This is a genomic window from Mesobacillus sp. ABV4_180, assembly GCF_056158485.1.
The window spans coordinates 512,556-524,841 of sequence record NZ_JBSWTJ010000001.1 but is presented as its reverse complement, the minus strand read 5'-3'; the positions used below and the strand labels follow the sequence as shown (position 1 = coordinate 524,841).

The window sequence follows — 12,286 nt, the reverse complement described above, 5'->3', positions numbered from 1 at the left end:
AGGCAGGTTCTGAAATGTTAGATTTTTATTAAGAGTTGCTTGAAGTGTCTGAGTCAGTTGAAGAATCTTTGTCTTCGCCTGCATCTTTATCTTCATCTTGGCCAGCTTCTTTTTTATCAGAGCTGTCATCGGCAGGCTTGTCTTCTGCTGGAGTTGACCCTTCAGTACCTTCTTCTGATGGAGTCGTTCCTTCAGCATCTTCTTCCGTTGCTTCTTCAGACTTTCCTGCATCTGCATCGGATGAAGCTTTTTCTTCCGTCACTTGAGCTTCCTGCAACTCGCTTAGAGATTTGTTGAAGTACTCATGCGGATTGACAGGGACATTGTCCTTGCGGATCTCAAAGTGTACGTGGTTGCCAGCCTTCTCATTGATCAGGCTTGTTCCGGATTTCGCAATGACTTGTCCTTGCTCAACCTGGTCGCCAACCTTAACTTCGTAGTCTTTCACTGACTGATATTGTGTTACAATACCTTTGTCGTGCTCGATTTCGATGACATTTCCAAGTAAACCATCTTCCATGACTTTAGTGACAGTACCACTTAGTGATGCGATAACATCAAATTCCTTGCCGTCTTTCGAAGCAATGTCTAATCCAGTGTTCGGATGGTACGTATTATCATAGAACACTAGAGCTGCTTCTTGCTCAGCCGCGTCGCTGTCATTATCATAGAATCCCATTTGGATGACAGCATCGTCTTCATTCACCACTGGCATTACGAAGTTCTCCATCGCGCGGTTTACTTCAACTGCTGGCTGTTCATTCATCTTTTTGCCAGGCATGTCAGTCGCTTTGTACTCGGACTGATCAAGGTTGTCGCTTGCGCTGTTTTGATACCACAGGACACCAGTTAGAATGATTGCGGCACTAGCAATATAAACTGTTGGATACACCCACCGCTTCTTGAAAAAGCTGTTCTTGCTTTTGTCTTGAGAAGATCTTTTTTCTTCCTCTCTCATTTTCATCACCTCAGCAATCAGTTTGAACAGATGCGAAAAAATATATACATAGAGTTGAAAAAATTTTTTACTGCTTATTTTTCGACAAAGGTGCAGATTTTATGCAAGAAAGTTTTTTGGGTGGGTTTAGGGCTCTGCTGAAGTTATTACTTGGGAATCTGTGAGGCGTATTTTGATCTGTTCAGGATATGACCTTGAGAGGCATATTCTGCTCTGTTCAGGGTATGACGTTGAGAGGCATTTCTCCTTCTTTTCGAGGCATCGCTTTTACATACCATTCCCGCCCTGTTCGGAATATTACTATAAAGTGAGGGTTTAACGTGAGAAAGTTATTAGTATGGTTTTTAAGAATTCTTCCTTTCGCCTACATGGCGGCAATCTGGATTATGTCCAGCAATCCATCCGATGCATTGGTTGAGCTGCCAAACCAGGGTGTCGACCGGTTTATAAAAGAATCTCTCCACCTCGTTGAATTCGGTATCCTGTATGCGCTCCTTGTCCTGGCTGCGTTGACGACCGGACGCTTCACACCTGTGATGAGCTTTGTATTCATGGGCGTGGCCGTCCTGTACGGCCTGCTAGATGAAATCCATCAAAGCTTCGTTCCATATCGATCCGCAACTGTTATTGATTTTGTAAAAGATGTAATTGGGGTTTTAGCGGCCTCGCACTTCATTCATCATGCTTACTTCAGCGGGAAGTTCGCGAGGTTGCGGAGGGTTTTGCGTGGGATTGAGGAGAGAGTTCGGGGATTTTAGTTTTGATTTATTTTTAAGATCGTTATTAGTTACGATTTTTAAGGGGCTGGCCTTTTGATTGAGGCTGGCTTTTTGTATTTTTAGTGTGGGTATAACTTAAAACGGAGATAAAACGAGCATAACCAGAGAAAAAAACTGCTCAACCGGAGATAAAATTTCTTCAACTGGAGAAATATTCGCTGCAACCGGAGATATAATTAAAAATAATAATTCGGACATAAAAAATTCATAATAATATAGTTATTTCAACAGGTGTTTTCTGTGCAATTAAAGAATCCATATAAAAACTAATAAGGAAGTGACCAATTTGATTGAAAAAGAAAGGACATATCCGATACGACTTCTCATGTATGAGGCGTTAATGGAAAGAATCATCCCAAATCATCCTAAAACCTCATTCATTGAACAAGATTACAAAGCATGGCGTGCTGGTTATAAGGGTGAATTGCAGACGGACTACCGCCTGAGTTTTTTACCCGAAAAAGGTTTCCATATCTTTCGGGATTTACGCCTTGTAGATGAAAAATGGTATTTTCAGATTGATACCCTCATCCTAACTCTTCGCTATATTCTTCTAATTGAAACGAAAGCCTATTCCGGAACCCTTTTCTTCGACAAACATTCCGAACAAATGATTCAAACAAAGGATGATCAAGAAAAATCATACGATAATCCCATTAACCAAGTTCGAATGCAAGCCTGGCATTTGAAAAGGTGGCTGCAGAACCATAAATTCAATATCCCTCCCATTTATTATCTCGTTGCCATAAGTAATCCCTCTACTATTATCAAGGTTAGTGATCGGTCCCTGAATAATTTGATTGTAAAAGGGGATGTATTATTAAGCCGAGTTCTTCAGATCGATGAAACCATTTCAAATCCAAGTTTTACTGATAAAGAAGTAAAAAAGATATCCAGGTCACTACTAAAGAACCATTCTCCTCACCACCCTGATATTCTAAAACAGTATTCCCTAACCCCAGACGACCTTCAAAAAGGTGTTCAATGTCCCTCTTGTTTAACATATGGCATGTTTCGGGAAAAATGGGTTTGGCGTTGCCCAGTGTGTGAGCATAAATCCAAAACGGCTCATCATAAAACTGTAAAAGAATTTTTCCTCCTTATAAGTCCTACTATTAAAAATAAGATGTGCAGAGAGTTTTGCCCCGGTGTATCATCTAAGACTATCACGAACATTTTATTCTCACTGAGTCTCCCCTTCACAGGCTCCAATAAGGGCCGCATCTACCACATGCCACCTGACATCGAAACATTTTTCAAACCCGCGAAATAATAAAATCTCCATCCACCAAACTGAATCGCGCTAAAAAGCCAGGGCGCTTTCTACCCTGGCCACGTCTTTATTTTTGCGCCGTCACTTTCGCCAGCATGGTATCCGCTTCGCTGATCTCAACACCCTTGTAGTAGTGAAGCACAATGTCTTTGTAGGTCTTCCCTTCGGTGGCCATGCCGTTTGCGCCGTATTGGCTCATGCCGACGCCGTGGCCGAAGCCTTCGGTGGTGATGACGACGTTATTGCCTTTTAGCTCCCAGCTGAAGTCGCTTGAGCGCAGGTTCAGTTTTTCGCGAACTTCCTTTCCCGTAAGGACCTTCCCGCCGATGTCGATTTTTGCTACGCGGTTTCCGGCTGTTCTTGAGATGACTTTCCCGATTGTTGCTGAGTTCGGCAGCTTGACACCAAGCTTGGATTCCACCTCAGCGACGGTCAGCACGGTTTGGCTGCGGAACTTCGGAGACTCCAGATCCCACGGACTTTCTACACTTCGCAGGTATGGCAGTGAATTCGACCAGTATTCCTCTGAGTTTTCAGTGAATCCATTTGATGTTGAAAAGAAGGTCGCATCAATCGGGACTCCGTCAAAGGTGAGCACCTGGCCGTCGGTTGCTTTTACTGCCTCGGCGATTTTCTTCATCTTCCATTTGTAATCGACGCCCCATTGTTTTTTCAATTCTTCTTTATTTTTATAGACCTGATGGATTTCGGTATCATTCAGCTGTGCGCCCTCTGGAACGCCTACTGTATTCGGGCTCAGCATTTGTTTTACATAGTAGGTCCTGGCTGACAGTGCCTGCGCCTTCAACGCCTCAAGCTCGAACTCGGCCGGCATCTCGGCGGCAACTACGCCAATTAGGTATTCATCCAGAGGAAGCTTCTCTGTCTTAGACAATGCCGTCCTGTACACAGCAACTTCCACTGCGGAATCTGCAGTCGGGACAGCGGCAGCATCCTTCGCTACGCTTTTCAGCTCTTCCCCAAGCTTTCCGCCCGCCTTTTCTTCCATAAAAGGGAGGACCAGTAAGGATGGGATCAGGAGCGTGACAGCGAAAAGGATTGCAGCTAGTACGATGAATGGTTTGAATTTTAACATAGAAAAAGCCTCCATTATGAAATTATTACGGCCGAAAACCGTCTCATTCCATTCATATGGAGGCGGACAAGCATTTATGACATAAATTGTTGAATAGTAGACGGTTTCAAATCTCATAATAAGTCAGGCAAAACCAAATTACGAAATTGGACATGAATTTTCGGGCTGGATCCAGTCCTTAAAAATCAAAAAACCGCAGAACTATACGTTAAAAGCACAATTCTCCGGTTTTATGAGTAGTATTATTTATGCGTTCATGTCTGAGACTAATTTTTCAGTTACTGGCTGCTCATCTACTTCGCTGATGCGTTCGATGTCTGCGCCTAGTGCTGCAAGCTTATTATGGAAGTTTACGTATCCGCGGTCCAGGTGGTATAACTCCGTTACGCGTGTAATTCCATCAGCTACAAGGCCAGTCAGGATCAGTGATGCCGCGGCACGCAGGTCAGTTGCTGCCACTTCTGCTCCCTGAAGGTTTGAAGGTCCGTTCATGATAACAGAACGTCCATCGATTTTGATGTTAGCGTTCATGCGGCGGAATTCTTCCACGTGCATGAAACGGTTTTCGAAAACAGTTTCTGTGATCATGCTTGTTCCCTGAGCGCGCAATAGCAAGGCCATCATCTGGGACTGCATATCTGTCGGGAAGCCAGGGTGCGGCATTGTCTTGATGTCGACTGCTTTCAATTTTTCAGGACCGATGACGCGAAGGCCTTCTTCTTCTTCAATGATGGTAACGCCCATTTCTTCCATCTTTGCTACCAATGAAGAAAGATGCTCTGGCACTGCGCCTTTTACAAGCACGTCTCCGCCTGTGATTGCGGAGGCAACCATGAATGTTCCCGCTTCGATACGGTCAGGAATGATGTTGTGGTCAGCACCAAATAGTACTTCCACACCTTCAATTTTGATCGTTCCAGTTCCTGCGCCTTTTACCTTTGCTCCCATTTTGTTCAGGAAGTTTGCAAGGTCGACGATTTCTGGTTCTTTTGCGACGTTTTCGATGATCGTTGTGCCTTTTGCAAGGACAGCAGCCATCATAATATTTTCCGTAGCGCCAACGCTAGGGAAATCAAGATATATTTTAGCTCCGTGCAGACCATTGACTGCTTCTGCTTCGATAAAACCGTTGCCTACCTTGACTGTCGCACCCATTGCTTCAAAGCCTTTAAGGTGCTGGTCGATAGGACGGGAACCGATTGCGCAGCCTCCTGGCAATGCTACGCGAGCACGGCCATTCCTGGCAAGCAGGGATCCCATTACTAATACAGAAGCACGCATTTTACGAACATACTCAAAAGGTGCTTCTATTTTTAACTCTCTGGATGCATCTACTGTAATTGTGTTATTTTCAAACTCCACTACGGCGTTTAAAGAACGTAATACTTCGTTGATGGTATATACATCGGAGAGAGTTGGCACATCACGAATTACGCTTTTTCCGTCACTTGCTAATAATGTTGCAGCGATAACAGGCAAGACGGCATTCTTAGCTCCTTCAACCTTTACAGAACCGCTTAGCCTTTGTCCGCCGCGGACGATGATTTTTTCCAAGTGTATTCCCCTCCGCGTCCAATTTCTCTATATTAATATTCAATCGTTATGATGGGTGTGCCAACTACGAGGGTAGTCTTTGCGCCCAATCCTTCAGTTTTCCGTAATCCAAGCTGCATATTCATATCATGTTCATTGCTCAATGAGTTGTCGAATAAAGACGAAACAGCGGATGTGGAAATGAATGACTCCTCTTCCAATCCTTCGACTTCCCTTGCATCAAATGCCTTTAGCAATTTACTTTTATAAACAGGTAAAGCCGATTTTATCTTATCATTGATTTCGCCTTCAATACAAGAGAAAGTTGTGGCATTTCCTCGAAAGATGTCAAATATTCTGCCTGGTAAATTTTTGTTCAAAAAGTCTTCTGTATTATTATTCCAGAACTGACCTCTGACCTCATACATGACATACGTATGTACCTGGCCTTTTGTGTCCGTTGAAACAAATTTAATTTTTTCCTCAAGTCCTGGCGACTTTGATACAGCAGTGATTTCTCCATGGTCAGAATCATTGCTGTCAGTCCATGTCCAACTTGGGAACTTTCCCTTTAACTCTTTTACCAGAGCGTCTGCCTTTTCTTTTTCCAATGTTTCCCTTGCATATATAGACCACCCAGTGATCAAAATATCTTCGTCCTGTAGAATCGAGGCCAGAGTTTTGATCTCATGATCTGCATCAGCTACAGTCGTCTTATTCCCAGCTTGAAGCACAATAAAACCAATAATGCCAAAAATTGATAAAATAAACGAAATTTTCTTCATGTCTCTGTCACTCTCCCCTTACTACCATTCTTACCAGGAGAGTGAATCACATACTTGGGAATTCTCGTCACTTTTTGACATGATTCTATGTACCAACTTGGCCGGGTGTTTATCTTTTTGTGAAAAAATAAACATACTTATTCATAAAAACAAGCACAAAATGAATTTTACTTAAAAATCAGCGTTTTGAAAACATGTATGAAGACCTAATTTTTTACCATTTTAGCTAACACTTAACAAAAGATTGGTGGGAAATGCTAACCATTAGCTTGTTTATCGGACAAGATTTCCTAAAAATTTGTCGGTAAAGCCTTATTGAAAAATCATCGGAAGCTGCTGTGACCATTGGAGGTAATCAAGGAAGAAATTGCTGACTGTGGAACCTAGTGCGATGGATACGAGAATGTATAAAACCCGCGCCTGAAGAACATGGTTAGACCTGAGCAGTTTCTCAAACTGGATTGCCTGAAGCGCCCACCAGGAAAGGCCAATGAAAACTAAATGCATAAGTATGCTGATCAAAGCAAACGGACCAAAACCTGAAATCATTTGCTGTACCTCCTTTTTACATGTTTATTTTATCATAAAGGAGATGTTTATCTGTAATATAGACGTATCAGGTACCGGAAAGTTTCAAAGTTTTATTGGTAAAATGTAATATGTATTTGTCATTCATTAACTTGTGGACGATACTTTTTGCGGGTATGTTTCTTTCTTGGATAACAGTATCCTCTTTATGTGACCGTAATCTTCTGTTTCTCTCGACTTCGGTAACATAATCGCTTTTTATGTGACCGTAATCCAATTTCCCTCTCTACATCGGTCACATAACCCCACAAAAAAACCGGCCCACACTTAGCGCAGGCCAGTTCTATTTTACCCCTTTGTTCTCATGAATAGATTTTCCCCAAAACCTAAATCATTCGTTTAGCATTACTTCATGAAATCGACAAACTGGTTAAAGTTTGTGTGCAGGAAGTCCAATGCCAGATTTGGCATTACTCCGAACAGGATGGTTGCGACTGCAGTCAATACAATGACTGCTGTGATGCCTGCTGGCAGCTGTATTTTTGCGTCATCTGCTGCTGGTCGGAAGAACAGCTGCGTCATGATTCCGAAGTAGTAGAAATAGGATACCACTGTTGTGGCGATCATGATGGATACGAGCACGTAATGTGCCTGATCGACCATCAATGCGCCAATGAAGATGTTAAGCTTGCCGATGAAGCCTGCTGTACCTGGGATTCCTGCGAGTGACAGGATGAAGATTCCCATTGCGACAGCCATCAGCGGTGATCGGCGGTATAGGCCGGCGAATTGGCTGATGTCTTCTGAGCCCGTTTTCATTGTGATCAGCTGAATGATGGCGAATGCGCCAAGATTCATCAATACATAGGCAAGAAGGTAGAACCAGATTGCATCGAAGGTCACGAATGACATCGCTGTAAGAGCGACAAGGATGTAACCTGCATGTGCGATACTTGAGTAAGCGAACAAGCGCTTGATGTTGCGCTGTTTTAGGGCGATGACGTTACCGATGATCATCGTTGCCCCTGCAAGGAATGCGATGTAGTCCTGGAATGCGAACAGAAGCGGCATCTGCTGGCCGTCCTCACCTGTAACAGGAATGTATCCGAACACGGATAACAGGATGCGGAGGATGATCACAAATCCAGCTGTTTTTGAAACGACGCTCAAGAACGCCGTCACTGGAGTTGGAGCTCCCTCATACACATCCGGTGCCCACATATGGAACGGCGCGGATGCAAGCTTGAATGACAGTCCGACAAAAATCATCAGGAATGCCAGTCCAAGAATGTAAATGTGCTGCCCGTCAGTGAGGCCGCCAAATACTGTCGCGATTTCTTTTAAGTTCGTCGTGCCGGCAATTCCGTACACATAGCTCATACCGAACAATGTGATTGCAGTTGAAATACCGCCATTGATGACGTATTTCATTGCTGATTCGTTTGACTTAAGATTTCTTTTTCTCATGCCAGCAAGGATATAAGAAGGAATTGAAAGCAATTCAAGACCAATGAACAAGGTGATCAAGTCGCCGCTTGATGCCATGATCATTGTTCCGAGCAAAGCTGCAAGCAGCAGGTAGAAAAATTCCCCTTTGTATTCCTCGAGTCCATCGTTGTGATTGAAGTCAATTGCGAGCAGCATGACTAGTGCCGCACCGACAAGCAGGATCAGCTTGAAGGCGATCGCGAATGAATCCAGTCTGAAGGTATCGAATAAAATCGATGTGGTTTCATGGCCAACCAGGCTCACGAGTGAAACAAGTGCAAGCACCACACCAACAAAGCCAATCCAGCCAAGGATTTTACGGTCAACATGTTTTGGCATGAATAAATCAAGCACGGATAATAATGTAGCGACAATAAGGATGATGAATTCCGGAGTCATCGTTCCCCATTCAAATGATAGAAGTGTATCTAAATCCATCCTTCATCACCCCCCTATTCCCATCATGATAGTCTCTAATGTTGCCTGAAGCGGTTCACTGAGAACGGCTGGAAATACACCGATCAACACAATCAGTCCAATGAGTACCAGTACAGGTGCCCATTCAAATGAGCGGATATCAGATATGCCGACGAATTCGCGTTCTGCTTTGCCATATGTGATCGCAAGGACTGCACGCAGCAGATATACAGCTGTCATGATGATGCCCAGTGTACCGACTGCTGCCAGGACAGGCATTTCCTCGAAAAGCCCCAGGAATGCCATGAATTCACTGACGAATCCGGACATGCCCGGCAATCCTAATGACGCCATTGCGCCTGCAAGCAGGAATCCTGATGCGACCGGCATCCCCTTTGCCATTCCGCCCAGGTTTGCAAGTGTTGTCGTATGTGTGCGCTCATAAAGCACACCGACAAGGAAGAACAATAATGCTGAAATCAGACCGTGTGATACGACCTGGAAAATAGCTCCCTGAATACCGGCTTCATTTAATGCGCCAAGGCCGATTAAAACGATTCCCATATGGGAAATAGAAGAGTAAGCAAGAACCATTTTGAAATCTGTCTGGATAAAAGCAAGGAACGCTCCGTACAGCAGGTTGACGACCCCCAGTACTGCAAGAATCATCGCCAAGTCCGCAAATTGTCCAGGGAAGATTCCCATCCCGAAGCGAATCAAACCGAATGCACCAATTTTCAACAGGATTCCTGAGTGAATCATGACGATGGATGGCGGCGCTTCAACGTGCACGCGCAGCATCCAGCTGTGCAGCGGGAAGATTGGCAGCTTTACGCCGAAAGCGACAAGCAATGCAATCAATAATCCCATCTTCAATGACTCGGAAATCGGCGCTACTAATGATGCGTTTTCTGTGTTCAAAATGACTCTCAGCATTTCAATGTTTGATGTGCCTGTTCTTGAAAATAACACCATGATGACGATCAGCAGAACTGCTGATCCCAGGCCGTTATAAATCAAGAAGCTGTATGCAGCCTTTTCTTTTTCGTAATAGCCCCATTTTCCAATCAGGAAGAACATTGGGATCAACGTAATTTCAAAGAAAAGGAAGAACAAGATTAAGTTTTCTGATGTGAATACGCCAAGCATCCCGATTTCAAGAAGCAGGAACAGCATGTAGTAGCCTTTCCATTCTTTCTTGATATGGAAGGAAGCAATGGCCGCAAGTGTTGCGATTACAGCAGTCAGCACGACCATCACAAGGCCGAAACCGTCGATGCCGAGTTCATAGTTTACAGTGAACATCCCAGATTGTTCAGCACCTGGTCCGCCAAATTGGATCCAGCGGAATTTTTCCGAAAAACTGGCCAGTTCAGTGCCGCCGCGATACGAAAAGTACGCGATCAGCGCCAGGATCAATGATGGCAAGGTTGCCAAAACTCCGAGCATTTTAATGCCTGATTCATTCGCCTTTGGCATGAATGCCAGCAGCAGGATACCTAGTAAAGGGGAGAATACCAGCAAGGTAAGAAAATAATTGAAATCCATTACAAATACCCCCCTGTTAACGCAAAGATGACCATCAGAACGGCAAGGCCGACAAACGCGATCATTCCATATGTCTGTACCTGGCCGCTCTGGATTTTCGCTCCAGTTTTACCGAGCGTCTGGACTGCAGCGGTCGTCAGCTTCACAAGACCTTCGACAAGGAACATCTCGATAAAGCGCAGGAACAAGCTGACTGCTTTCGCTCCAAACACGACGGTCTGGTTGTAGATTTCGTCGATATAGTACTTATTCTTGACCACTCCATATGCGATTGGTGCTCTGCTTGAGAGCCAGTCGCGGGAAATGGACTTCTTGCTGTACATCATCCATGCAAGCAGGATGCCGAGCAGGGAAACAGCTGTAGCGACAACCATAATCCACCCTGGACCAGCGATATGGCCGTGTCCAAGAGCTTCGTTGCCTTCTACCAGCCAGTCGCCAAGGACTGTACCGAACCACGGTGTGTTCACATAACCGGCAACTACAGCCAGTACAGCGAGGACAACCATTGGCAAGGTCATGACGGATGGCGATTCATGGACATTCTTCATTTCGCTTCGAGCTTCACCGGAGAAGACCATGAAGAACAGGCGGAACATATAGAATGCTGTGAAGAACGCCGCAATCACTGCCAGCCAGAACAGGCCGTAATTGCCATGTGCCCATGCAGCGATCAAAATTTCGTCTTTACTGAAAAAGCCTGAAAACAATGGGACACCACTGATTGCCAGCGTTCCGATCAGGAACAGAGGTCCAGTGAAGGTAAGCTTTTTCCAAAGCCCGCCCATCTTTTCAATATCCTGAGTATGTACAGCATGGATGACACTACCTGCTGCAAGGAACAACAACGCTTTGAAGAAAGCGTGGGTCATCAGGTGGAATACTCCGGCAACATATCCGGCAGATCCCAGTGCAAGCATCATGTAGCCAAGCTGGCTGACCGTCGAGAACGCAAGAACGCGCTTGATGTCAGTCTGGACAAGGCCGATCGTTGCTGCAAAAATCGCAGTGAAGGCACCGATGATCGCAACAGTCAGCATGGCTGTTTCACTCGCATTGAACAGCGGGAACAGTGATGCGACTAAGTAAACACCGGCCGCAACCATTGTCGCTGCGTGGATCAACGCAGAAACTGGCGTCGGACCTTCCATCGCGTCAGGAAGCCATGTGTGAAGCGGGAACTGGCCTGATTTACCAACCGCCCCGATGAAAATCAGAATGGCAGTCAGGGTAATCATCGTTCCAGAAACAGCGCCTTCTTCTACTGCAGAGAAAATCTCATCATATTCGAAGCTGCCAGTTTGCCAGAATAATAAAATCATCCCGATCAATAACCCGACATCCCCGATACGTGTCATGATGAAAGCTTTCTTTGCAGCCGCTTTGGCGCTTTCTTTGTAAAAATAGAATCCAATCAACAGGAATGAACCTACACCGACCAATTCCCAGAAAATATAGGTCTGCAGGAGATTCGGCGAGATTACGAGACCAAGCATTGCAAAAGTAAAAAGTCCTAGATAAGCATAAAATACCGGGAACCGCTCATCACCATGCATATATCCTTTTGAATAGGTATGTACAAGGAAGCTGACAAGAGATACGATCACCAGCATCAATGCGTTTAATTGATTTACTTCAAAGCCCGCAGTAAGTTCTAAATTCCCTATTGTCAGCCATACAGCTTCAGCTTTGTAGGTCGACTCCGAAAAGCGCTCTAGCAGCACAAGGATGGAGTAAACCAGTGAGGCAAGCGTCGCCAGGATACCGACAAACGCACTCGCTTCTTTAAGCCTTTTACCGAACAGCAGAAGGATTAGAAAGGATACAAGCGGGAACAGCGGAATGAGCCAAGCATTCTCCATTAATATCACAATCCCCTTT

Annotated in this window: 10 protein-coding genes; 2 read left to right on the top strand and 8 right to left on the bottom strand. The window is 44.8% G+C overall.

Annotated elements, in window-relative coordinates:
• Positions 1–28: 28 nt before the first annotated feature.
• Complete coding sequence (locus ACXAEA_RS02730; protein ID WP_475094405.1) at positions 29–958, bottom strand: peptidoglycan DD-metalloendopeptidase family protein; 930 nt, start codon at positions 956–958, stop codon at positions 29–31.
• A 320-nt stretch (positions 959–1,278) separates the two neighbouring features.
• Between ACXAEA_RS02730 and ACXAEA_RS02725 the strand changes: the two genes are divergently transcribed.
• Entirely contained in the window at positions 1,279–1,716 is a 438-nt protein-coding gene (locus tag ACXAEA_RS02725) for a VanZ family protein (protein WP_475094404.1), read from the top strand.
• 361 nt (positions 1,717–2,077) lie between these two features.
• On the top strand, positions 2,078–3,010 hold the full coding sequence (locus tag ACXAEA_RS02720; RefSeq protein WP_475094403.1) for a nuclease-related domain-containing protein: 933 nt from the start codon (positions 2,078–2,080) through the stop codon (positions 3,008–3,010).
• Between the two features lie 67 nt (positions 3,011–3,077).
• Here ACXAEA_RS02720 and spoIID read toward each other — a convergent pair whose 3' ends face one another.
• The 7 genes from spoIID to nuoL all read right to left on the bottom strand — a co-directional run bounded on the left by spoIID (position 3,078) and on the right by nuoL (position 12,267).
• A complete protein-coding gene (gene spoIID, locus ACXAEA_RS02715; RefSeq protein WP_475094402.1) occupies positions 3,078–4,106 on the bottom strand; it encodes a stage II sporulation protein D in 1,029 nt (342 codons plus the stop codon).
• Between the two features lie 246 nt (positions 4,107–4,352).
• A complete protein-coding gene (murA, locus tag ACXAEA_RS02710) occupies positions 4,353–5,660 on the bottom strand; it encodes a UDP-N-acetylglucosamine 1-carboxyvinyltransferase (protein WP_475094401.1) in 1,308 nt (435 codons plus the stop codon).
• Positions 5,661–5,692: 32 nt separating this feature from the next.
• Entirely contained in the window at positions 5,693–6,424 is a 732-nt protein-coding gene (locus tag ACXAEA_RS02705) for a YwmB family TATA-box binding protein (RefSeq protein WP_475094400.1), read from the bottom strand.
• A gap of 312 nt (positions 6,425–6,736) precedes the next feature.
• Complete coding sequence (locus tag ACXAEA_RS02700) at positions 6,737–6,973, bottom strand: DUF1146 family protein (protein ID WP_475094399.1); 237 nt, start codon at positions 6,971–6,973, stop codon at positions 6,737–6,739.
• A gap of 384 nt (positions 6,974–7,357) precedes the next feature.
• Entirely contained in the window at positions 7,358–8,878 is a 1,521-nt protein-coding gene (gene nuoN, locus ACXAEA_RS02695) for an NADH-quinone oxidoreductase subunit NuoN (RefSeq protein ID WP_475094398.1), read from the bottom strand.
• A gap of 6 nt (positions 8,879–8,884) precedes the next feature.
• Positions 8,885–10,405: an NADH-quinone oxidoreductase subunit M gene (locus ACXAEA_RS02690; RefSeq protein ID WP_475094397.1), complete on the bottom strand. Its 1,521-nt coding sequence runs from the start codon at positions 10,403–10,405 to the stop codon at positions 8,885–8,887.
• Entirely contained in the window at positions 10,405–12,267 is a 1,863-nt protein-coding gene (gene nuoL, locus ACXAEA_RS02685) for an NADH-quinone oxidoreductase subunit L (protein ID WP_475094396.1), read from the bottom strand. Before nuoL ends, ACXAEA_RS02690 begins: the two co-directional genes overlap by 1 nt.
• Between the last annotated feature and the right edge of the window lie 19 nt (positions 12,268–12,286).